19 protein-coding genes are annotated in these 22,182 nt (G+C 52.4%); 9 read left to right on the top strand and 10 right to left on the bottom strand.

Going from position 1 to position 22,182, the window contains the following annotated elements; translation table 11 throughout:
• Positions 1–18: 18 nt before the first annotated feature.
• Positions 19–633 (bottom strand): peroxiredoxin, encoded by a 615-nt coding sequence (locus WKR14_RS12735; protein WP_224868283.1) that lies wholly within the window; start codon positions 631–633, stop codon positions 19–21.
• 320 nt (positions 634–953) lie between these two features.
• On the opposite strand from WKR14_RS12735, the gene WKR14_RS12730 reads away from it, so the two are divergent.
• The gene (locus WKR14_RS12730) at positions 954–2,990 is read left to right on the top strand and encodes a DNA topoisomerase III (RefSeq protein WP_226565742.1); all 2,037 of its coding nucleotides are present in this window, start codon (positions 954–956) and stop codon (positions 2,988–2,990) included.
• Between the two features lie 10 nt (positions 2,991–3,000).
• Here WKR14_RS12730 and WKR14_RS12725 read toward each other — a convergent pair whose 3' ends face one another.
• Positions 3,001–3,192, bottom strand: coding sequence for a DUF4250 domain-containing protein (locus WKR14_RS12725; RefSeq protein ID WP_025010503.1), 192 nt, complete (start codon positions 3,190–3,192; stop codon positions 3,001–3,003).
• A 512-nt stretch (positions 3,193–3,704) separates the two neighbouring features.
• On the opposite strand from WKR14_RS12725, the gene WKR14_RS12720 reads away from it, so the two are divergent.
• Together WKR14_RS12720 and WKR14_RS12715 are read left to right on the top strand one after the other, a co-directional pair.
• Complete coding sequence (locus WKR14_RS12720; RefSeq protein WP_071475950.1) at positions 3,705–4,877, top strand: porin; 1,173 nt, start codon at positions 3,705–3,707, stop codon at positions 4,875–4,877.
• A 138-nt stretch (positions 4,878–5,015) separates the two neighbouring features.
• Positions 5,016–5,783 carry a hypothetical protein gene (locus tag WKR14_RS12715; RefSeq protein ID WP_339086385.1) on the top strand — a complete coding sequence of 256 codons (768 nt, stop codon included), beginning with the start codon at positions 5,016–5,018 and terminating at the stop codon, positions 5,781–5,783.
• Positions 5,784–5,954: 171 nt separating this feature from the next.
• Here the strand turns inward: WKR14_RS12715 and WKR14_RS12710 are convergent, their stop codons facing one another.
• Positions 5,955–7,478, bottom strand: a complete 1,524-nt coding sequence (locus WKR14_RS12710; protein WP_165565253.1) for a sigma-54-dependent Fis family transcriptional regulator — start codon at positions 7,476–7,478, stop codon at positions 5,955–5,957.
• 168 nt (positions 7,479–7,646) lie between these two features.
• On the opposite strand from WKR14_RS12710, the gene WKR14_RS12705 reads away from it, so the two are divergent.
• From WKR14_RS12705 to WKR14_RS12695, 3 genes are read left to right on the top strand one after another with little or no spacing between them, the layout of a single operon-like run.
• Positions 7,647–9,206, top strand: coding sequence for a flavocytochrome c (locus WKR14_RS12705; RefSeq protein ID WP_339086382.1), 1,560 nt, complete (start codon positions 7,647–7,649; stop codon positions 9,204–9,206).
• Between the two features lie 26 nt (positions 9,207–9,232).
• Positions 9,233–10,870 (top strand): HAL/PAL/TAL family ammonia-lyase, encoded by a 1,638-nt coding sequence (locus WKR14_RS12700; protein WP_101056146.1) that lies wholly within the window; start codon positions 9,233–9,235, stop codon positions 10,868–10,870.
• Between the two features lie 44 nt (positions 10,871–10,914).
• Positions 10,915–11,298, top strand: a complete 384-nt coding sequence (locus tag WKR14_RS12695; protein WP_101056144.1) for a cytochrome c3 family protein — start codon at positions 10,915–10,917, stop codon at positions 11,296–11,298.
• Between the two features lie 206 nt (positions 11,299–11,504).
• Here the strand turns inward: WKR14_RS12695 and WKR14_RS12690 are convergent, their stop codons facing one another.
• Positions 11,505–12,791: an alpha/beta fold hydrolase gene (locus WKR14_RS12690; protein ID WP_339086380.1), complete on the bottom strand. Its 1,287-nt coding sequence runs from the start codon at positions 12,789–12,791 to the stop codon at positions 11,505–11,507.
• Positions 12,792–12,983: 192 nt separating this feature from the next.
• Between WKR14_RS12690 and WKR14_RS12685 the strand changes: the two genes are divergently transcribed.
• From WKR14_RS12685 to WKR14_RS12675, 3 genes are all read left to right on the top strand, one after another.
• Positions 12,984–13,631: an MBL fold metallo-hydrolase gene (locus WKR14_RS12685; RefSeq protein ID WP_165565249.1), complete on the top strand. Its 648-nt coding sequence runs from the start codon at positions 12,984–12,986 to the stop codon at positions 13,629–13,631.
• Between the two features lie 202 nt (positions 13,632–13,833).
• Positions 13,834–14,337: a DUF1097 domain-containing protein gene (locus WKR14_RS12680; RefSeq protein WP_101056139.1), complete on the top strand. Its 504-nt coding sequence runs from the start codon at positions 13,834–13,836 to the stop codon at positions 14,335–14,337.
• Between the two features lie 56 nt (positions 14,338–14,393).
• On the top strand, positions 14,394–15,809 hold the full coding sequence (locus WKR14_RS12675) for a methyl-accepting chemotaxis protein (protein WP_101056137.1): 1,416 nt from the start codon (positions 14,394–14,396) through the stop codon (positions 15,807–15,809).
• 137 nt (positions 15,810–15,946) lie between these two features.
• Here WKR14_RS12675 and xthA read toward each other — a convergent pair whose 3' ends face one another.
• The 6 genes from xthA to ackA form a co-directional block, all read right to left on the bottom strand.
• Positions 15,947–16,753: an exodeoxyribonuclease III gene (gene xthA / locus WKR14_RS12670; RefSeq protein WP_101056135.1), complete on the bottom strand. Its 807-nt coding sequence runs from the start codon at positions 16,751–16,753 to the stop codon at positions 15,947–15,949.
• On the bottom strand, positions 16,753–17,052 hold the full coding sequence (locus WKR14_RS12665; protein WP_025011774.1) for a YciI family protein: 300 nt from the start codon (positions 17,050–17,052) through the stop codon (positions 16,753–16,755). The genes xthA and WKR14_RS12665 overlap by 1 nt, the downstream gene beginning before the upstream one ends.
• Positions 17,052–17,597 carry a septation protein A gene (locus WKR14_RS12660; protein ID WP_101056134.1) on the bottom strand — a complete coding sequence of 182 codons (546 nt, stop codon included), beginning with the start codon at positions 17,595–17,597 and terminating at the stop codon, positions 17,052–17,054. The genes WKR14_RS12665 and WKR14_RS12660 overlap by 1 nt, the downstream gene beginning before the upstream one ends.
• A gap of 95 nt (positions 17,598–17,692) precedes the next feature.
• Complete coding sequence (locus tag WKR14_RS12655; RefSeq protein ID WP_101056132.1) at positions 17,693–18,133, bottom strand: hypothetical protein; 441 nt, start codon at positions 18,131–18,133, stop codon at positions 17,693–17,695.
• Positions 18,134–18,646: 513 nt separating this feature from the next.
• Positions 18,647–20,788 (bottom strand): phosphate acetyltransferase, encoded by a 2,142-nt coding sequence (pta, locus tag WKR14_RS12650; protein ID WP_101056130.1) that lies wholly within the window; start codon positions 20,786–20,788, stop codon positions 18,647–18,649.
• A gap of 94 nt (positions 20,789–20,882) precedes the next feature.
• Entirely contained in the window at positions 20,883–22,082 is a 1,200-nt protein-coding gene (gene ackA, locus WKR14_RS12645; protein ID WP_025011777.1) for an acetate kinase, read from the bottom strand.
• Positions 22,083–22,182 lie beyond the last annotated feature (100 nt).

Genomic DNA, 22,182 nt, shown 5'->3' with positions numbered 1-22,182 from the left:
ACTGAAGTACCAGTCAACCTAGTTATAACCTTGAACTTTAAGTACTTCGGCTTCTTGAGCGGTTGCTGGTGGTGGAACAATCACTTCATTGCCTGGGATCCAGCTTTCTGGAGTTGCACATACGTTTGCATCGCTAGTTTGTAGCGCTTCAACTAGACGTAGAATTTCTGCTACTGAACGGCCATTACTCATTGGGTAGTAAAGCATTGCGCGTAGCACGCCTTCAGGGGCGATAACAAAAGTGGCATGAACCGCAGAAGTATTACTCGCACCTGGCTGAACCATGCCGTAAGCACCAGCAATTTTCATATTTAGGTCAGCAATAATCGGGAAGTTAATTTCAACACCGAAGTTATCTTTAACGCTACGAGCCCATGCGATGTGCGCATGAACACCATCGATAGACAGCCCCATCAGTTCACAATTAAGCGCTGTAAAATCTGCACTTGCCTGAGCAAACGCCATAAATTCAGTGGTATATACCGGGGTAAAGTCTGCCGGATGAGAGAAAAGAACCAACCATTTACCTTTGTAGTCTTCCAGGCTAAGCGTACCCTGGGTGGTTTTTGCGGTGAAAGGCGGAGCTGCTTCATTTAGACCTGGCATCGCAGCTACAGTTGTCTGTTCAGTCATATAGCGTTTTTCCCACTTGCATCAGAATTTCATCAATAAGATTTTTCTAATGGATATACTATAATAGCATTCGCTACTAAGTACAAATAGAAATTCTCAATTAGTCCGAGAGGGTATAGCGATTAGGGAAGTGGGGATTCAGATAATAAACATCGGAACAAAAGTGCGTTAAACAGCTCGGCTTCAAACCAAGAACTACGGCTCCGGAGTTACCATAGGGAAGCATAAGAAGGATTATTTGCAGCCTAAAGCTGACTTGGCTAAAATTACTGTAATTTTATCCAGTAATACTGTCCAGTGACAGTCAAAGGACGCAGTGGATGATCCTCTATATCGCCGAAAAGCCCAGCCTTGGGCGCGCCATCGCCGAGGTGCTCCCTAAACCCCATCGCAAACATGAGGGCTATATCGAGCTTGGCAACGGTGATTGTGTTTCCTGGTGTATCGGTCATCTGCTGGAGCAAGCTGAGCCGGATGCTTACGATCCCGCCTACAAGTCCTGGCAGTTGGAACATCTGCCTATTGTCCCGTCCGATTGGCAGGTTAAACCCAAAGCCAGCAGTCGCGGCCAACTCAGTGTCTTGCGTAAATTGGTCAAGCAGGCCAGTGAATTGGTCAATGCCGGCGATCCGGACCGGGAAGGGCAGTTGTTGGTAGATGAAGTGATTGTCCATCTTGGGGTCAAGGGCGATAAGCTGGCGGCGGTCAAACGCTTGTTGATAAGCGACCTCAACCCGCAAGCGGTAAAACGCGCCTTGGGGCAGATGCGCAGTAACCGCGAGTTTGTGCCGTTGTCGACTTCGGCACTGGCGCGCAGTCGAGCCGATTGGCTCTACGGCATGAATATGACCCGTGCCTATACCTTGCAGGGGCGCAAGGTGGGCTATCAGGGCGTGCTGTCGGTCGGTCGGGTGCAAACTCCTGTGCTTGGTTTGGTTGTCCGGCGCGATCTGGAAATCGCTGCCTTTGTGCCCAAACCCTTTTATGAAGTACTGGCCCATCTTAGCACCCAAGAGGGGAGCTGTTTCAGCGCTCGCTGGCAGCCTAGTGAGGCTTGTCAACCTTGGATGGACGAGGAGGGGCGAGTGCTTTCGCGCGGTTTGGCGATGAATGTGGTAGGCAGGATCACCGGTCAACCCGGCCGGGTTGATGAGCTGGAGCGCAGGCAAAGACACCAGGCACCGCCTTTGCTCTATAGTCTGTCAGCGCTACAGATTGATTGCGCCAAACGTTTTGGTATGAGCGCCAAAGAGGTGCTGGATACGGCGCAGTCTCTGTATGAACGGCATAAATTGATCACTTATCCGCGCTCCGATAGCCGCCACCTGCCCAAGGCGCAGTTACAGCTGGCCCCGGCAGTCTTGAATGCCATTACCCAAGGGGCAGCAGAGCTGTTGCAAGGCTGTGAAGCGCCTAATCCCGCCCTTAAGTCCAAGGCCTGGAACGATGCCAAGGTAGACGCCCATCACGCGATAGTGCCTACGGAAAAGACGGCTAACCTTGGTGTTTTATCACAGCGTGAGCGTCAGGTGTATTTGCAGATCGCCCGTCAGTATTTGGCGCAGTTTTACCCTAATTATGAGTACCTTGAAACCCGCGTTGTGATCGACATTGTTGGAGGTTGTTTCGTGGCCAAGGCCAAACAACCATTAAAACAGGGGTGGAAACAGTTGTTTGGCAAACAAAAAGCCGACGATGAAGCGGAAGATATTCAAACCAGCTTACCTGAGTTGACTCAGGGGCAGGTGCTGGATTGCCTCAAGGGTGAACTAGTGGAAAAGATGACCCAGGCGCCCAAGCATTTTACCGACGCCACACTGCTGGCGGCGATGACAGGAATAAGCCGCTATGTGAAAGACACTGAGATCCGCAAAATTCTCAAGGAAACCGATGGTCTGGGGACAGAAGCGACCCGCGCCGGGATCATTGAACTCTTGTTTAAACGTGGCTTTTTGAAACGTCAGGGCAAGAGTATTCTGGCAACTGAGGCCGGCAGCGGGCTTATTCAAAGCCTGCCTGAAGTGGCCACCACGCCGGATATGACGGCGCTGTGGGAAAGTAGCCTGGATGCGATTTGTCGCCGTGAACTTAAATATCAGGCCTTTATGCAGCCCTTGACGGCTAAATTGGGTGAGCTTATTGAGCAGGCCAAGGCACAACTGCCTACGGCCTTGAGTGGCGTGAAAAGTACAGGCTTTAAAGGACGTAAACGTCGCAGTGGCGCTTATGCTGCTAAGGCTGGTGCCTCCAAGGGCACAAGCACCAAAAAGAGCACTGGCAACAAGACGGGCAGCGGCAAGCGCAACTATCGCTCAGCGACCAAGAGCAAAACCAAAGCCCAGTTCGCAACTTCTTGAGGACGGGCGGTTATTTCAAGCGTCGGTATTGGTTGGACAGGGCATGGTACTCGTATCCCAGCGCACTGAGCTTATGCTCGAGCTGGGCAGGTGACAGGTCAAGCTCGTAATAAAGTGCATCTCTGTCCGGGCATTGCAGTCTTAGTTTCTCATTGACTATGCCCAGCAGTATTTCGGCGGGCAGATGTTGCAGGCTTTCCATATTCCCTCCAGGTGTCAGCGGTTGACTGCCCCATAATGCAATAGAGTTGGCTTGGGTTGCAAATCTTGGCTGAATATATTTAAAGTTTTACAAAATCAATATCTTAATAAAGTAATTTTATTTTCTGTTCAAGGCGGTTTTATTGATCATTTTTATCGGTTCCTGTTACATCAAGCATTCGCGATCACTTTAACCAATCTTAACTTAAGTGTTTAAAAATCAATCTGTTAATCTTTGTTGTCAAGGTGATTGATTCAGCCCTTGTCGATACGCATGCATCCCTTTTGCTGCAGAAACAGTTCGCTTGTTACAACGATATTTAATTCTTCCCACGGCATTTAACGCTTTCCAATCACGATATTTCACGGTTTGTCGATCCAGCGCAGGAAACCAGGGGCTGGAATTGGCTTTTTTACAGCTGGCACGCAAACTGCAGCCCTCGAGTAACACATAGAAATATGTCTAATAAATCAGCGTATTAAACGCGTTTTACTTATAAAAGGGTAATGAATATGAACAAGAAGATCCTGGCACTTGTGATCCCGGCTATGCTGGCGAGTGGCGCTTCTCAAGCTGTAGAACTGTATAAAGATCAGACCAATAGTGTAAACATGATAGGTTGGCTGGGTTTTGCCGCCTTTAATGATGGTCATGAAACATCTGTTATCGATAATTTCTCTCGCGTAGGTTTCCGTTTTGATCGCCAGGAACGCAACGGCTGGCGCGCCTTTGCCCACACTGAGTGGGGCATTAACATGGTGACCAGTGATGACGGCCTGATCTACACCCAAGGCCAGGGCGGTGGTCAGATGCGTGCCGAGAAGAACAGTGACTTCTTGTTCAACCGCTTGGGTTATGTGGGTATGGCTCACGACAAGTGGGGTACTCTGACTTTCGGTAAGCAGTGGGGGGCATACTATGATGTGGCTTATACCACAGATATCCTGGATGCCTTCACTGGCTGGTCTGTAGGTGCATACACCTTTGGTGACGGCGGCCTGACAGGTGCTGGTCGTGCAGATGCTGCCTTCCAGTATCGCAACACCTTCTTCGGCAAGCTGCATATCGCCCTTCAGTATGCTTCCAAGCAAAATGACGACGTTGCCCTGTTTGACGAAAACGGCGCGGCGCTAAATGATGGCTCTGAGCTGAGCTTTGACTCCAGCTATGGTGCCAGCGTGACTTACTATGTAACCGATAAGTTCAAGGTATTGGCCGGTTTCAACCGTGGTGACTTTGAAGGCAACCTGGCCGGTGTCGCCGTTGATGATACTAACCAGATCGTCGGTATCGGTGCCCAGTACGGCAGCTTCTACCAGTATGCTCCAGGCCGCGAAGCAGATGGTCTGTACGTTGGCTTCAACGCTCACAAGAGTAAGCAAAACGAACTGGTTGGTGGCAACTTGTACGATTCTACCGGTGGTGAATTCATCGTCGCTTACCAGTATGACAACGGCTTTGTTCCTTCATTCCTGCTGAGCTATCAGGATCTGGATACTGATGCCAACACCGCCATCCAAGGTGACTGGACCCGCCAATTTGCAGTTCTGGGTCTGCACTACCGTTACAGCCGTGACACTGTGATGTATGCCGAAGCCAAGATTGACTTCAGCAGCATGGATGACAAGTCCTGGGAAGATCTGCAGGACAACAACTATGCGGTAGGTATCCGTTACTTCTTCTAAGGGGCTCCCTGTATTTCCCTGCATAGGCCACCTTAGGGTGGCCTTTTTTTACTTTATTCAATAGCTTATCCATTGCATTGGACAAGGGAAACTAGATGCCATCAAGGACATGAGTCCAGGGTGTGAAGGAAACACTAATTGAACAAGGAAATGATGAAACTCAATAGTAGACTAGTTGGGCTGGCCGTTACCGCACTTGGCGGTTTTGGGGCGACTGATGTTGGCGCATCGACTCAAATAGAGGCCGGTTATCTGGGGTTTACAAGCGCCACCCGTGATGATAATCCCGGTGCTTTCAACCAAAGCTTTGCCGCGCTCAGTCATTTCAGCCGTGACGATCGCAATACTTTTTACCAGCTGCTCAAGGTGGAAAACCCCGGTAAATGGGTGGCTGATAAACGAGTCGCCTTCAAGTCTTTGACAGTTTGGCATTATCGGCTCAACGAAGAGCGTACCGCACTGTGGTTGCAAAACTTTCTCGGCACCCATAAGCACCTGACCGAGGACAATTTTTATCTCGGCTTGAAGCAGCATTTTGACTGCGGTGCGCTGCGTTTCAACCTGGGATTGGCGGGGCACTATACTGTGAGTCAGTCCAATCTGACCGATAAAGATTACTCAGGGTTATCCGGCGTAGTGTTCAATGGCAACAGTTATTACGATTTGCCCGTGTTCCCCAAAGGTTGGAAACTAAACTTGGATTACACCGCCGCTTTGGGGCGTGACCACGAGCATGCGGCTGTTTTTGGTTATGACGACGATTATGGTCATCAATTGTTTGCCGCTGTTTCAGGCCCATTGGCACAAGACTTGAGTCTCAAGCTGCAACTGACACACTACAAGAGTTGGGGCACTGCACCCAACGATGGCCTGGAGTACAGCTTCTCTCTTCGCTACGCTTTTTAACGCCACGGGTATATGCGGTTTTAAGCCTGTCGATGCGAAAAGATGCAACAGCAAGACCCGGCAGCAAGGTGCAATAAAAAGGCCGAAAGTGATGACTGTCGGCCTTTTATGTTATTTTTCCCCGTCGGAATGAGCTTGCTCCTTTCCAGAGTCGTTTGCTATGTCCTGTTTCTAAACGATCCCCAGTTTTTTCATCTTGCTGCGTAGAGTATTGGGGTTAATATCCAACAGCTCGGCAGCACCGCCGGGGCCGTATAGCTTGCCGCCGGTCACTTTAAGGGCATGCTCTATGTATTTACGGGTCATGGTTTCCAGCGGTACCAGTTGATTGCCCGCATGGCTGGGGTCGACCACTATGGTCTGGCCGCTGGCAGTGGCCACGGCTTCGGTTTGCGGCGCCAGGAAACTGAAGTCCAGTGGTCCGGCCGGGTTTTGAATGATGGCCCGCTCCAGCACATTAATCAGCTCCCTGACATTGCCGGGCCAATTGTACTGACTGAGAATTGCCAACTGCTCAGGGCGGATACAGGGTAGTTTGAGCAACTGGAATCGGGCGCTCAGCTGTTCAATAAAATGTTGCACCAACAGAGGGATATCTGTACGCCGCTGGCGTAAAGAGGGGATGTCTATCGGGAATACCGCCAGCCGATACCAGAGATCCTCACGAAAATCCCCCTGATGCACCATGGCTTGCAGGTGCCTGTGGGTTGCCGCTATCACTCTGATGTTCAGGTGTACCTGTTCATGGCCACCGACCCGGGTAATGGTGCTGTTTTGCAGTACCCGCAGCAGTCTCACCTGAGCCGAGAGTGGCAGTTCACCAATCTCATCGAGGAAGATGGTGCCGCCGTTGGCCTGTTCAAAATAACCGGCCTTGCGCGATTCGGCGCCGGTAAAGGCGCCTTTCTCATAACCGAACAGCTCTGAGTCGATAAGGGTCTCGGGAATGGCGCCGCAGTTGACTTTGACAAAGGGTTTGCCGGCCCTGGCCGAGAGTTCATGAATGGCGTTGGCAATCACCTCTTTTCCGCAACCGGTTTCCCCCAGCATCAGTACCGTGGTGTTGAGATGAGCGATGGATTGCACTTGTTGCATCACCTGTTTCAGCCCCGAGTTGGCACCGACCACACCGTTTTGCACATCCAGCGTACGTTTGAGGCTAACGTTTTGTTTGGCCAGCGCCTGATTTTCCAGCAGCAGATTACGACCTCTGAGGTTGAGGGCTGTGATCAGGGCAAAGGTACTCATCTGCGGCGCCAGCATATCTGCGTGTCGGGGGCGGAAGGTGCCGGCACTCTTGGAGTAAAAGCCTACTATGCCCAAATGGGTATCTTCCATCGACATACGTAAAATGATTAGAGAGCGGATCCCGGGGATCACCTTAGGGGCAACCTGGGATGTCACGGGATCATGATCAATGTCGTTAACAATCCTCACCCTGGGTCTATCGGGATCTTCCAGCGTTTTGGCCAGTCCCTCAGGGAGGGAAACCTGGACATCAAGCGTGCTTGCCTGCGTTTCGTTGGCCTGGGCGATAAATTGTATGTCGTTGAATTCTTTTCGATAAATGTTAATGAATAGGCCGTCGAGAGGCACTGAGTCACGTACATAGTCGAAGTAGTGTTTAAGCGAGGTTTCCAACTGCAGGCTACTGCAGAGCCGCCTGGTACACTCGTAATAAAAGTGTTTTTCCATTGATATTTCAAATAAACCGCGAAGTTTCGTGATTGTAGATCTTTATATTTCGTGATTCTGTGGCCGTAATCATAAATCTCCCCCTGAGCACCTCTTTTTGGTTAGTTGGCATGGCCAGTGCAACTGGTTGACTGAAGTTCTTTCCCTGCATGAAAGGAAAATAAGTACATGACAGAAAAACAGAAAATAGACAGTAGTCGTCGTCAGTTGCTCAAAGGCGGCGCCGCTCTGGCAGTGACCGGGGTGGGGATGGCTGTCAGCAATGGTGCCATGGCCCAGTGTCGCGAACAGGCGCCGGAATCCTTTGATGAACTGGTAGACGTATTGGTGGTCGGCAGTGGCTTTGCCGGTATGGCAGCGGCCCTGCAGGCCCGTGAAGCCGGCGTCAGCGTAATGGTTATCGATAAGATGCCGGTTTTTGGCGGCAACTCAACCATCAATGGTGGTGCCATGGCGGTTGCCGGTTCTCCGTTGCAAAAGCAGGCCGGTATTGAAGATTCAGTTGATGCCATGGTGGCCGACATGTTGCGCGCAGGTCGTGGCATGAATGATGTTGAGATGCTCAAGCTGGTATGTAACGGCACGGCGGAATCATGCCAGTGGCTGATTGACTACGGCGTCAAGTGGAAGCCTTTCGTACAGCATTTCGGTGGTCACAGTGTGCAGCGGGTACTGCAGACAGTTGAAAGCTCCGGTGCCGGTATCATACGTCCGCTGGTCAAGGCGGCCCGCGCCAAAGGCGTGATCATGAAAAATCAAACCAAGCTCGAATCTTTTATCCGAGATGACGAAGGCCGCGTGATCGGGGTCGAGGTTCGTGAAGGTTATTATTTCCCACGGGAGCGGACAGGTAAGATACGCACCATAGGTGCCCGCAAAGGGGTGATCATGGCGACCGGTGGCTTTGGCCGGGATATTGAATATCGCATGATGCAGCTGCCTGAGCTGAACAATGATCTGGACTCAACCAACCATCCGGGTGCGACATCTGAAGCACTGAAGCAGATGATGCTTCTGGGTGCCAACCCTATCCATCTGGATCAAATTCAACTGGGCCCATGGGCATCACCTGATGAGAAAGGTTTTGGAACTGCATCCCAGTTCAATACCATCGCCACTTATCCTCACGGCATAGTGGTGGATGTGCGCACCGGTGAGCGTTTCTTCAATGAGCTGGCCGATCGTAAGGCGCGTGCCGATGCCATCATGACCCGCAGAGATGAGCACAACAACCCTGTGTACCCCATTGGCTTTACCAATGCCGAAGGCGCCAAGAATGCCCAAACTCTGGATTGGGGCATCAAGTATAAGGTGATCACCAAGGCTGACACCCTGGATGAGCTGGCCAAGGCTTATGGTATGCCGGCCGACAAGCTCAAGGCGCAGGTGGCCCGTTGGAACGAAGCGGTCAAGAGCGGTGAAGACAAAGAGTTTGGTCGTCCAATGCAGGAAGCCATAGTCCTGGACAAGGGCCCATGGTACGCAGTGCGTATGTGGCCAAAAGTTCACTACTGCATGGGTGGTGTCAAGGTTAATACCAATTCTGAAGTCCTGCATCTGGTCAGTAACCAGCCGATTGCAGGCTTGTATGCGGCCGGCGAATCCACCGGCGGTATTCACGGTGCCAGCCGCCTAGGTGCCTGTGCTGTGGCTGAAGGTATTGTTACCGGCCGTAACGCCGGCCGCAATTGTGCTGCTGCCAAGCCGGTTGCACTGAAACAAGCGTAACAAATTCAATAATAAGGAGTAAGATGATGAACAAATCTTTAATGCTGGCGTCGCTGACGCTGGGTCTGATGTCAGGCAGTGCTCTGGCAATGGAACAAGTGGTTCTGGATGGCAAGCATATGACTCAGGAACAAGCCTGGGCCATTGCCGATGGTGCCAAAGTCAAAGTAGCCTCTCAGGCCCGTACCAAACTGGTTAAGGCGCACGAGTTGTTGATGGAAGCTGCGCGTCTGGGTAAGCCGGTTTATGGTCTGACTGTAGGTGTGGGCCTGAACAAAGACCACAAGCTGTTTGATGCCAATGGTAAGCTGAGTGCTGCCGTTATGGATGCTTCCCGTAGCTTCAACTACAGCACGCTGCGCGCTCACAGCGCCGGTGTCGGTGAGCCTATGCCTGTGCGTCTGACCCGTGTTGCTCTGGCTGTGCGTCTCAATACCATTCTGGCCGGTCAAACCGGGGTTCAGCCTGTGGTTGCCGACCTTTACGAAGCTTACTTGAACAAGGGCATCACTCCAGTTATCCCTTCACAGGGTACTGTGGGTGAAGCCGACATCCTGTTGGCCTCTCACGTCGGTCTGGCGATGATTGGTGAGTGGGAAGTGTTCTACAAGGGCAAGCGTGTCAGTAGCCGTGAAGCCATGGCCGATGCCGGTGTTCCTCTGCTGGAGCCTATGGGTAAAGATGCTCTGTCCATCCTGTCCAACAACGCGGTGGCTGTAGCCTATGCGATGAAGGGCTATCAGGATGCCAAGCACTTGCTGGAAGTGTCCCCAACCGTATTCGGTCTGAGCCTTGAAGGTTTGAACGGTAACGTGGCACCTTTCCTGCCACAAACCAATGATATTCGTCCTTTCCCTTATATTCAGGCAACTACCAAGGATATTCTGGCGCAGCTGGATGGAAGCTATCTGTGGCAACTGAATGATGAGCGTCCGCTGCAGGATCCTCTTAGCTACCGTACCACAGCCTACACACTGGCCAGCGCCAAGAAAGCTCTGGTGGATCTGGGCGAAGTGATCGATATTCAGATCAACCACTCAGACGATAACCCTGCCGTGGTACTGGGTGCTTCCAAGGACTACAGCCAGTTCCCTCAAGTAGCCAAGTACATGGTTGAAGGCAAGGGCGGTGTGTTCCCAACCACCAACTTCGAGCCACTACCTGTTGCCCTGGCGGTACAGAACCTGAGCACGGCCCTGACTCACGTATCTCATAACAGCGTGATGCGTACTATCCACCTGTCTGATGCCCACTTTACCCGTCTGAGCCGCTTCCTGGCCGGTCCGGAAAACAATGGTCATGCTTTCGGTGCTATCCAGAAAGCCTTCGTTGACATGCAGGTGCGTAACAAGCAACTGGCTAGCCCGGTTTCATTCGATGGTGTTCAGATTGCCGGTAATATCGAAGACACTTTCACCAACCTGAAACTGGCTTCTGACAATCTGGTCCAGATTGTTGACAACACCAACACCATCTATGGTCTGGAGCTGCTGCACTCTACTCAAGCTATCGATCTGCGCAAGATGCACGATAAGAGCTTGAAACAGGGTAAAGCCACAGGCGCTATGTATGAAGCTTATCGTCAAAAAGTGCCTTTCGTAAGCAAGGATCGCCCTTTCACTCCTGATATTCAGGCGTCACACGACTTTATTGCCAACTACTGATAGAAGAGCGGGGCAGGCAACTGCCCCGCAACAGGAAGCCCAAGATGTTGAAGATGATATCCACTGTTCTTGTAGCCTGCGCCTTGTTGCTGCCTGGAGCGGCCAACGCAATGAAGATCAAGGACTACCACAAAGAAATCATGACGACTGAAAATGGTCGTATTGATTGCGCCGCCTGCCATGGTGATGCCAAGCGCAAGACCATTCCCGATGCGACAGCCTGTGAAGCCTGCCACGGTACTCCTGAAGATGTTGCCAAGCAGACAGCACGTCCGGCCAACGCCGGTCATGATGTTGAACCCAACCCCCATGACAGTTTGCACTATGGCACGGACTTGCCATGTACTTACTGCCATCAGGAGCACAAAGAGAGCAAGGTTTATTGCAATCAGTGCCATGAGTTCACCTATCCAGCAATGAAGCGCTAAGTCGGCGGTTCGAGTCTCCCTGTATTTTTTGGATTGGACCCAGTCCGTTTTTTCCACCGCAGCTTAGGCTGCGGTTTTTTTTGGGGGATAAAAAAGGCCTGCCAAAAGGGCAGGCCGGGACGATACTAAAACAAGTGTTTAAGCAAAGCGTCAATGGATGTGGAACCAAGTTCAGTGTGCGCTTTTTAAATTAACCCAAGCTGAATTCATCTGAGTGCCTGGCCGCGATTGAGCGCAATCAGCTTATCGAGGATCCGCTCACCATCCATGCGTATGCCATTGTGCTCATACTCAGAGGTCAACCAATACTTGAGGTTGCCCACTTTGGTGGCGGTTTCCAGGCTGTAGGCTTGCTCGACATACATATCTTCGCTGTAGATGGCTGCGGCGACAGGTACACGGTTATTGGCGAGAATGTTCGAGTCATAGAGTGAAGGCCAATCGGCTTTGGCGGCCAGCAATTCGGCGCAGGCTTTCAGCGGCTTGAGGTTGGCAAACTGTTCGAACATCCAGGGATAAATCATCTCACCACTGAAAAGCAGCTCTTTGGCGTCCGGGGCAAAAGCCGGATATTCGGCCCGCACCCTGTGGGCAGCCCAGTTGGCGGCTTGCTGCTGGCAGTAGATGGACTCATGCATGATGGCAAACAGCGGGTTGGTATTGTAATCCAGCATTTGGCAGAACTGCCCCTCAAACAGAGGATTGAGCGCCTTGCCACTTGGAGTATCTACCAAGGCTTGCTCCAGCAGATAGTAGACGGCCTCCGGCCCTTGCTCCATGCCTAAGTTAACCCCTAAAAGTTGCAGCATTTCCTGGGTCAGCCGCTCTCCTGTAGCCAGGCGCGCATCATGGTTATTGATAAAGTCTCTGAGCTCGGCCAGCAAGGCTTTGGCATCCTTGAAACGGGCAAAGAAATCCTGGTTTTTGGCCAGCAAGCGCTGATAAGTTGCCCGGTAAACTTCGGCTGCGGTGCGCTCAAGGGAAGGGATACCGCCGGTAATATAGGCTTCCTTGAGTCCTTGCGGTGCGGCGCTCAGGTATCTGAGTACGCAAAAACCACCGAAACTCTGACCGAGAATGCTCCAGGGAGTATCAGGGCTCAGTTGTGCCCGAATCGCCTCGGCATCGCGGATGATATTGTCGGCGCGAAAATGGCTCAGGTGCTCAGCCTGCTCGTCAGGCGTCATGCCGTCCAGTGTCTTGAAGCTGAGCGGGCTTGAAAGACCTGTACCGCGCTGATCCAGTAAGAGTACCCTATACTCCTTGAGTGCTCTTTTAATCCAGCCGCCATTGGCAAGGGGGCGGGCGGCACCAAAGCCTGGGCCACCTTGAAAAAACACCAAGAGTGGCAAGGTCGCGGCGTTATCCTGGGTGCCGATAAGCTCCCGGGCAAAAATTTGCAGTTGTTCCCTGGTGGGATGCTGATAATCCAGTGGCAGAGAGAAGAAGTGTTTGCGGCTCAGGATGCCAGCAAGACGGCTGTCTGTTATCATGTAGGGCCTTGGGCTTGACGGTGGATGGCTCAAAATTGTATACAAAAATCCCTGCGCTGCAAACCGGCGCCAGAAAAGTTGCCTATCTGGCGCTTTCCTGCCCGGGATCAATTTTTCTGTTGCCGGGTTGATGGATCATGCTCCGAGACGATCTATCGATCATGGAACGATAACAGCCTGCGAGTGTGTGTAATGAAATACCAGATCATCCCAGTGACCCCTTTCCAGCAGAACTGCAGCCTCATCTGGTGTGAGAAGAGTGGCAAAGCCGCTGTGATAGATCCAGGTGGTAACCATGAGCGCATCATGGATGCCCTGGCGCAGCACGGCCTGCAGTTGCAATATATTCTTTTGACTCACGGACACATAGATCATGTTGGTGCCGCCAAGGCTTTGGCCACCGAGTGTGACGTGCAGATTATTGGCCCGCATATCGACGATAAATTCTGGCTGGAGAACCTGCCACGCCAAAGCCAGAACTTTGGTTTCCCGGCCTGCGCCGCCTTCGAGGCTGACCGCTATCTCGAAGATGGTGCAGAGGTTATCCTGGGAGAGCAGGCATTGCAGGTTTTTCACTGTCCGGGGCATACCCCAGGGCATGTGATTTTCTTTGACCGCGAAGAGAACCTGGCCTGGGTGGGAGATGTCCTTTTCCGTGGCTCTATAGGCCGTACTGACTTTCCCGGCTCCAACTATCAGCAGCTGATTGACTCCATTCGTTACAAACTCTGGCCTTTGGGCGAGCAGGTCAATTTCATTCCCGGCCACGGCCCTATGTCGAGCTTTGGTGAAGAAAGGCGTAATAACCCCTTTGTTGCCGATCAGCTATTGGCCGATTGAGGCTATCCCTGTTGTAACTGACCCGGGCATGCCCGGGTTTTTATTTGGCTAAAATTCACTCCGTTATTGTTTTTTTACTACCAAATGTTTGCAAAGTGAGCCAGATCTCGGCATTAATAAGCCCTTTTTTGGTGTAGATCCGGTTTTTGTTATCAAAAACGGGGTAATTTAACCAATGTTTACATTTTGGGGAGATACTCCTATGCAACAGCGTTGGCATGCAGCAATATCTGCCGGTCTCTTGGCCACTGTTTGGTGTGGGGTTGCCGACACCTTTGGGCTGATCACCTGGATAGGGTTTCTGGGGTGCAGTACTTTCTTTGCTCAAGGACGCAGTGGGTTCGCCGGTTTGCTTCAGGCCTGGTGCACCAATACATCGGGAGTATTCTGGGCCTGGCTTATCATCAGCGGCAGCAGCTTCTTTGTCTCGCCGGTATTTGGCTGGATCTTCACCGGTATAGCCACCAGTGCCATGTGCCTGCAGGCCTGCTTCGGTAAACTTAACTTTATTCCTGGTGCCTTTATTGGTTGTTGCATCACCTTTGCCATGTCGGCGGATATTGCGGCTATTATGCCGCCGCTGCTGATTGGCGCCGTATTCGGTTATGCCATGAGTCGTTTGACCGATCTCATGGGCTATTGCCAAACCAGCCGCAGTCGTGAAACTCAAACAAAACCTCTGCCGGTCGAAAGGGTGGTGGAGTAATAGATTATACTGCCAGGATCCTGTCCCGGCTTTTAGCTTCGCGCTGAGGAGCACTGATGAAGCAGATCCAGTTTAGAAAAGTTGATGCCATGCTGATTAAGTTCAGTCTCAACGGTAAATTCTGGCTTGTGTGTTCGCTGGTTACCGCAATAACTGCCGCTATCGCACTGGCCAACTGGTGGCAGTTGGATGCCAGTGTAACCCAGGGCGCTGAGGCGCGTTTACAAGCCAAAGCCGAGACCCTGCTCCAGCTGGCGCCCAAGCAGGGGCGCGATCTTTGGTTACAGCAGCAAGGTCTTAGCCGCAATGAACCGCGCGCCGAGGTAAAAGTTATGCTCAGTAGCCGAGATGGTAACTACTGGCTCGGTGACAGCTTAACACTGCAGGAGCAAGAGATGCTCAGTCGGGCAAACTGGTTGCTGCTGTGGGCTTTTGTCGGGCTGTTGCCACTGTTTCAACTCAGCTATTGGATCTCTACCTCTCTTGGCGGCGGACTATGGGATATGTATATGGCGATCAAACGCTTGGCTGACGGCGATTTGAGCTTCAGGCTCAATTTCTTTGGCACAGATGATTTTAGCCTGATAGCCCGCGAGATTGACCGCTGCGCCGATAACATGAGCGAAATGGTCACCGCCATCAGCAGCAATGCCGAAACCTTGTCGATGGCGGCTTCCGAATTTGCCGAGCAAGCCGCCGCCGGTGATGAGATGGGCAAAATTCAGTGGCAGTTTCTCGATACTGTGGCCACGGCGATGGAGCAGATGAGCAATGCCATTACCGAAGTGTCCCACAACGCCGCCGAAACCTCTTCCCAGACCCGGGACAACGCCTCTCAGATGGGCTTGGGCGCCAGACATATAGCAGAAACAGTTGCCAGTATAGGTGAGTTGTCGAGCCGGATTGCCGAGGCTTTCTCTTCGGTATCGCAACTGTCGCGGGATGCCACCGAGATTGGTGCCGTGGTGACCACTATTGATGGTATTTCCGAGCAGACCAATCTGCTGGCGCTCAATGCCGCCATCGAGGCCGCCAGAGCCGGTGAACAGGGGCGCGGCTTTGCCGTGGTTGCCGATGAGGTGCGGACCCTGGCGGGGCGAACCCAGGAAGCGACAGTGGAAATTCAACGTATGATAGAGGGGTTGCAGGCGGGCAGCCGTAATTTGTCTCAGTTGACCGAGGCGATAGTGTCGCAGGCCGACGAAAGCCGCCAGGCGATCATTCAAGTGGGGACGGATGTTGAGGGGATGCGTGGCTCAGTGGATGCGGTATTTGATCGCAGCAGCCAAATCGCTGCCTCGGCCGAAGAGCAAAGCGTGTCAGCCCGGGAGATCAGCTCGCAGCTTGGCGATATCCGCAGCCACTCGGAGCAGATGCGCCAGGCCAGCGAAAGGGCGATAGAGCTGAGCCAAAAACTGGCCCAGGCTTCTGCCTCTCTGACCCGGCTGTTGGCACAGTATAAAACCAGTTGAACGGCTAACATAAAAAACGCCGGCATCATCAGATGTCGGCGTTTTGCGTTATAGCGGTTCCTGAGCTTTGTTTTTTGCTTCAGGCGTGCCGCTTGCTGTGGTAAGCGTCCTGAGCGTCATCAGCGCTCACAACAATGTCAGCGAAAACAGCTCCAGATAGGCGCGTGATCCGAGGGCTTGTCGATGCCGCGAAGCGCGTAATCCACATCGGCCTCACTCAAGCGGCTTGCCAGCGACTCGGTTGCCAGGATCACATCGATACGCAGGCCGCGGTTATCATCAAAGCCACGGCTACGATAATCAAACCAGGAGTAGCGTTCGCTGCGCTGCGGATGCAACTGGCGGAAGGTATCCACAAAGCCCCAATTCAGCAGGGTTTGCAACCATTCACGCTCTTCCGGCTGGAAGCTGCATTTACCCGTCTTCAGCCAACGTTTGGCATTGGCGTCGCCGATGCCGATATCCAGATCCAGCGGCGAGATATTGATATCCCCTATGATGGCAATATCCTGATCCGGGCTGAATGAGTTTTGCAGATACTGCATCAGGTCGGCGTAAAACTTACGCTTGGCCGGGTACTTGGTCTCGTGATTGATATTCTCCCCCTGGGGGAAGTAACCGTTGATCACTGTCAGCACCCGGCCGTTGTCCTGGATGAACTTTCCGGCGATAAGCCGGCGCTGGGCATCTTCATCGTCGGTGGGAAAGCCTTTTTGAACCTCAATGGGGGCTTGTTTGGATAACAGAGCCACACCATAGTGGGCCTTGCCACCGTGGAAATGTACCTGATAACCCATAGCTTCCACTTCGGCCAGAGGGAAGGCTTCGTCGTGCACCTTGGTTTCCTGCAGCCCTATGATGTCCGGTTGGTGGCTGTCTATCAACTGTTGCAGCTGATGCAGACGGGCTCTCAATCCGTTGATGTTGAAGGAAACGATTTTCATCAGGGCAGCACTCGTTTGAAGGGTTTAACGATAACACTCAGATAAACGCCGGCGGCAACATAAGGATCGGCATTGGCCCAGGCCTGGGCGGCTTCCAGCGATTCAAACTCGGCCACTACCAAAGAGCCGCTGAATCCGGCGTCCCCCGGGTTTTCACTGTCCACGGCGGGATGTGGACCGGCCAGCATCAATCGTCCTTCATCGGCCAGCAGTTGCAGGCGCTGTAGATGGGCCGGACGAGCGGCAAGACGTTTTTCCAGGCTGTTTTCAACATCTTGGGATGAGATCATATACCACATTATTTGAGTTCCTTGCGTTGCTCTTCGGGGATGTGTTTAAAGAGATAAACCACGGTTGCTATGGTGTTCAGCAGCGTCACTGCGGTCAAGCCAAAGACCTTGAAGTTTACCCAGGTTTCCTGACTCAGACTGAAGGCGACATAGATATTGATAAGGCCGCAGACAATAAAGAAACTGACCCAGTACCAAGTGACTTGGGCCCATATCTTGTCGGCAACCTTGAGTTCCTGCCCCAGCATGCCCTTGAGCACAGGCTTATTCAGCAATTGGCTGACACCCAGACCCAAGGCGAACAAGGCATAGACTATGGTGACTTTCCATTTGATAAAGGTATCGTCGTGAAACACCAAGGTCAGGGTACCGAATACGGCCACCATGGCAAAGGTGATGAGATGCATTTTCTCAAGCTTGCGGTACAGCAGGTAGGTCACCACGAGTTGCAGCGCCGTTGCGGCTATCAGGGCGCCACTGGCGACGTAGATATCGTAAAACTTATAAACGGCAAAGAAGATGACCAGCGGCAGGAAATCCAGCAGTTGTTTCATAGTAATCAGGCTGAGTGAAAATTGCCTGTGAGTGTAGCACGGCGGGCTTTGAGGGATAAACCTCTTCGGCCCTTGCGTGGGTCAGTGCACAATTATTACAGGGAACCTGAGTTGATCTTGCCAATTTCCGGGAGAATTTCCACTATCACCCAGCCCCGACCCCGTTTATGCAGGCGAATGGTTCTGTCATCGACCCAGGGCCGACCACCTCTATGGCCGGTAAATTTGACCACTATGGTCACGTCATCGGTAAACTTGCGAAAGAAGTCGATATCTATCTCTTCAATCTCCAGGGTGACATCTGTCATCTGTAGATTGAGCATATGGCGCTGTACAGAGGCGGCGATATAGTAACTTTGCAGCACCTCCTTCATAGGGTCGTCGACATACAGGCTCGCCTTCTCGACATCTTTATCTATATAGATGGCCTGAAAGAATCCCAGGGCGACTTGCTCTGGCGTATCTATGGTGGCTTTATTCGGGTCATCATTGCAGCCAAATAGGCCTAGCAGACAAAGAAAAAGTAAATATCTCATAGTGTTGACCCTGGCGATTGGTGCCAAACAGTATCGGTTTTTTTAGTATTGATCGCAAGCCGCTGCCTCGGGCTTGACGGGATCGGCGATCCTGTGGCATATAGAGAGGATAGCGCACGGATTCTTATCCACAGAATCTGTGGACAAGTGTGTTGAAGACTCGATAGATACTTTCTAAGCGATTGATATCGTCGTTAAATTGTCGCTGGTTAATTTTTGACGCTTGGCACTTTCCCCTATCTGTTTCTCTCCTGATGACTCATTCCCGACTGAATCATAACTGGCGTAAAGGATCCTTTGCGTTGATTTTGTACAGCTTTTGCTGATAAAAGCCGCAGTCAGTCCATAATACCGTTTAAATAACAAAATCAAATTGCTGAAGCGAATGGGCTTTGGCTACCTGGATACCGAATACTTCTTGTTGAAAGTCAGAACTGCATTCCCCGGAGATCCGCGATGAACCCAAAAAAAAGCGCCTGCAGTAGCAGACGCTTTTGAGTTGGTTATAGTCCGTTAATCGTTCTGAGTAGCCTGAATGGCCGTCAGGGCGATGGTGTAAACAATATCATCCACCAGGGCGCCGCGGGACAGATCGTTCACCGGCTTACGCATACCTTGCAACATAGGGCCTATGCTGATCAGATCGGCGCTTCGTTGAACGGCCTTATAAGTGGTGTTACCCGTGTTGAGATCCGGGAACACAAACACGGTCGCCTTACCGGCAACCGGGCTATCCGGCGCCTTGGAGCGAGCCACGTTGGGCATGACAGCGGCGTCGTATTGCAGTGGGCCGTCAATCACCAGATCCGGACGCTTCTCTTTGGCAATCCGGGTGGCTTCACGAACCTTATCCACATCCGAGCCTGTACCTGAGTCACCGGTTGAGTAGCTGATCATCGCCACTCTGGGCTCAATGCCGAAGGCTTTGGCCGACTCGGCCGATTGGATGGCGATATCGGCCAACTGCTCGGCATTGGGATCCGGGTTGATGGCGCAGTCACCATATACCAGCACTTGATCCGGCATCAGCATAAAGAAGATGGAAGAGACCAGACTGGAGCCGGGTGCTGTTTTAATCAGCTGTAGTGGCGGACGAATGGTGTTGGCCGTGGTGTTGACCGCACCGGAAACGATACCGTCTACTTCATTCTGGGCCAGCATCATAGTGCCCAGCACCATGTTGTCTTCCAACTGCTCACGGGCAACTACTTCGGTCAGGCCCTTGTGACGGCGAAGATCCAGCATAGGTTCGACATAGCGCTCACGCACTTCATCGGGATCGATAATCTCGACATCCTCTCCCAGAATGACATCCTGCTGGGCTGCGATACGCAGGATTTCGTCGCGTTTGCCTAGCAGTACGCAGCGGGCAATACCGCGCTCGGCGCAGATGGCGGCGGCTTTGATGGTGCGCGGCTCATCGCCTTCAGGCAGTACCACAGTCTTACGGGCGGCGCGGGCCAGCTCGGTAAGCTTGTAGCGGAAAGCCGGTGGCGACAGGCGGTGCTCGCGAGGCGAGTTCTCTGTGACGCTTTCAATCCAGCTCTGATCTATATGACCGGCAACATATTCCTGTACCAGTTCAATACGTACTGCATCATCCACAGGTACTTCGTGGTCAAAGCGTTGAATATTGAGTGAGGTCTGCCAGGTATTGGTGTCGATAAGGAACACAGGCAGGCCGGTTTCAAAGGCCTGTTCACATAAAGCCATGATCTCGGGTTCAGGTTCATAACCGCCGCTCAGTAGCAAGGCACCAATCTTGACGCCGTTCATGGCTGCCAGACAGGCAGATACGATAACATCGGAGCGATCGCCAGAGGTGACCAGCAGCGAGTCGGTCTTGATGTGCTGCACCATGTTGGGAATAGAGCGGGCACAGAAGGTTACCTTGCGCAGACGGCGAGTGTTCATCTCACCGGCATTGATGATGCGGGCGCGCAGGTGCTTGGCCAAATCTGAGGCTCGAGGGGACACCAGATCCAGGTTATAAGGTACGCTGCCGAGGATCCTAAGTGGGCTCTTGCCCGGCAACTGGAACATACCGGCAGTATCGCTGCGCTGAACGCCTTGATGGTCGAATACCTCAGACAGATCCGGACGGGCACGGCCTTCGTCGTCCACCGGCGCGCCAATCTTGTTGATGATGGCACCGATAAGACGCTTGTTCTTGTTACCGCCCCAGGAGTTAAAGGCGATTTCGAGGCGGTTCATCAGCCCGGTCGGGCTGTCGTTGCCTGGGGTTGCGACAAAAATCACATCGGCGTCGAGCGCCTTGGCAATGGCATAATTGACATCATCGGCAAACGGGTGACTACGGGTGTGCACCAGGCCTTCGATGATCAGGGTTTCAGTGTTATCGGCAATTTCACTGGCGCGGGCGATAATTTGCTCCATCAGCACATCCGTCTGATCGGCACGGATCAGTGCTTCGGCGTGGATCATCTCAAACGGCTCAAGCGGGTTGACCGTTGGGGATTTGCTGAGGATGGTGGTTGAACGCTCAGGGCCGTGATCCTGCGGGCGCAACTGGGAAATGGGTTTAAAGAATTGCACTTTAACGCCGTGGCGTTCCAATGCGCGAACCATCCCCAGGCTGATAGACGTCAGGCCGACGCCTGTGCCTATGGGGATCAACATAATGTTACGGGACATAAAAACCTCTTCGGAGTCGATGGTTTTCCGGTGAATCTTGTAAAGTCAAAAAACATGAAAGCCGCCAGGCTAACCAGGCGGCTGATTGGTCATATTATTCTTCTATCAAACTAATAGCGTCTTCGGCGATGACCCACTCTTCATTGGTGGGAATGACCATGGCCAGAGTGCCTTCATCTTTAGTGATAATTCCGCCATTGCCGAAGCGGGCGGCCAGGTTGCGTTCATCATCGACCTGGAAGTTGAAGATGGACAGTAGTTCCAGCACTTTCTTGCGGATAATGTCGGAGTTTTCACCTATGCCGCCGGTAAACACCACGGCATCCAGACGGCCTAATGGCACAGTGTAGGAGGCGATGTATTTTGCCAGACGATAGCAGAAGATTTCCAGTGCCAGTGTCGCACCTTTGTGACCTTCGGCATATCCTTCCTCGATACCACGGCAATCATTGGTCAGTTCGCTGATCCCCAAAAGGCCGCTCTGCTTGTTCAGCAGGTTGTTGACCTCTTCCAGGGTGTAACCCAGTTGGTGCACCAGATGATAGATGATGGAGGGGTCGATATCGCCGCAGCGAGTTCCCATCACCAAGCCTTCCAGTGGTGTCAGACCCATGGAAGTATCCATGCTCTTGCCGCCTTTAACCGCCGTGACCGAAGCGCCGTTGCCCAGATGAGCACAGATTACATTGGTGTCGGCCAACTCTTTACCCAGCACCTTGGCAGCTTCACGGCTGACAAACAGATGGCTGGTGCCGTGCATACCGTAACGACGAATGCCGTGCTCACGGTAGAGCTTATAGGGCAGGGCATAGACAAAGGCGTGCTCAGGCATACTCTGGTGGAAGGCAGTGTCAAACACGGCAACCTGAGGCAAGCTTGGGAACGAGGCCATGGCGGCGCGAATGCCTATCAGGTGCGCCGGGTTGTGCAGCGGTGCCAGAGAGGCACAGTCTTCGATACCTTTGATCACCTGATCGTCAATGATTACCGAGCGGGTGAATTTTTCGCCGCCATGCACGATACGGTGACCCACTGCCAGGATTTGTGACGCCAGTTCAGGCAGGGGAGCCAAAATCTGGTTTACAATAAACTCCACGGCTTCACGGTGCGCGGTAAATGCGCCCAGTGCGGCTTCATGCTTTTCGCCATTGTGTTTCCATTTGATGCGGGAGTTTTCCAGACCAAAGCACTCGGCCAGACCTGAGATCTGATCATCGCCCGTGAGTGCATCCATGACTGCAAATTTCAAAGAAGAGCTGCCGCAATTTAGAACCAATACCAGTTTTTTAGACATGTTAAAAACCTTTCGCCGTTTTTAATTAATAAGTTACGGGTGAACTGGACTCGCCTGTAACCTGTTTCACTGCGTTCCTGCCGTCAAGCCGTTGTTGGGG

Origin of the sequence: Shewanella chilikensis (assembly GCF_037953065.1) — a bacterium.
Taxonomy (GTDB): Bacteria; Pseudomonadota; Gammaproteobacteria; order Enterobacterales; family Shewanellaceae; genus Shewanella; species Shewanella chilikensis.
This window is presented reverse-complemented; position numbering and strand designations above follow the sequence as displayed.

Excerpts from the sequence above, each read along its gene's own strand:
- WKR14_RS12735 (WP_224868283.1), bottom strand. The coding sequence starts at position 633 with ATGACTGAACAGACAACTGTAGCTGCGATGCCAGGTCTAAATGAAGCA.
- WKR14_RS12730 (WP_226565742.1), top strand. The coding sequence starts at position 954 with ATGATCCTCTATATCGCCGAAAAGCCCAGCCTTGGGCGCGCCATCGCC.
- WKR14_RS12725 (WP_025010503.1), bottom strand. The coding sequence starts at position 3,192 with ATGGAAAGCCTGCAACATCTGCCCGCCGAAATACTGCTGGGCATAGTC.
- WKR14_RS12720 (WP_071475950.1), top strand. The coding sequence starts at position 3,705 with ATGAACAAGAAGATCCTGGCACTTGTGATCCCGGCTATGCTGGCGAGT.
- WKR14_RS12710 (WP_165565253.1), bottom strand. The coding sequence starts at position 7,478 with ATGGAAAAACACTTTTATTACGAGTGTACCAGGCGGCTCTGCAGTAGC.
- WKR14_RS12705 (WP_339086382.1), top strand. The coding sequence starts at position 7,647 with ATGACAGAAAAACAGAAAATAGACAGTAGTCGTCGTCAGTTGCTCAAA.
- WKR14_RS12700 (WP_101056146.1), top strand. The coding sequence starts at position 9,233 with ATGAACAAATCTTTAATGCTGGCGTCGCTGACGCTGGGTCTGATGTCA.
- WKR14_RS12695 (WP_101056144.1), top strand. The coding sequence starts at position 10,915 with ATGTTGAAGATGATATCCACTGTTCTTGTAGCCTGCGCCTTGTTGCTG.
- WKR14_RS12690 (WP_339086380.1), bottom strand. The coding sequence starts at position 12,791 with ATGATAACAGACAGCCGTCTTGCTGGCATCCTGAGCCGCAAACACTTC.
- WKR14_RS12685 (WP_165565249.1), top strand. The coding sequence starts at position 12,984 with ATGAAATACCAGATCATCCCAGTGACCCCTTTCCAGCAGAACTGCAGC.
- WKR14_RS12680 (WP_101056139.1), top strand. The coding sequence starts at position 13,834 with ATGCAACAGCGTTGGCATGCAGCAATATCTGCCGGTCTCTTGGCCACT.
- WKR14_RS12675 (WP_101056137.1), top strand. The coding sequence starts at position 14,394 with ATGAAGCAGATCCAGTTTAGAAAAGTTGATGCCATGCTGATTAAGTTC.
- xthA (WP_101056135.1), bottom strand. The coding sequence starts at position 16,753 with ATGAAAATCGTTTCCTTCAACATCAACGGATTGAGAGCCCGTCTGCAT.
- WKR14_RS12665 (WP_025011774.1), bottom strand. The coding sequence starts at position 17,052 with ATGTGGTATATGATCTCATCCCAAGATGTTGAAAACAGCCTGGAAAAA.
- WKR14_RS12660 (WP_101056134.1), bottom strand. The coding sequence starts at position 17,597 with ATGAAACAACTGCTGGATTTCCTGCCGCTGGTCATCTTCTTTGCCGTT.
- WKR14_RS12655 (WP_101056132.1), bottom strand. The coding sequence starts at position 18,133 with ATGAGATATTTACTTTTTCTTTGTCTGCTAGGCCTATTTGGCTGCAAT.
- pta (WP_101056130.1), bottom strand. The coding sequence starts at position 20,788 with ATGTCCCGTAACATTATGTTGATCCCCATAGGCACAGGCGTCGGCCTG.
- ackA (WP_025011777.1), bottom strand. The coding sequence starts at position 22,082 with ATGTCTAAAAAACTGGTATTGGTTCTAAATTGCGGCAGCTCTTCTTTG.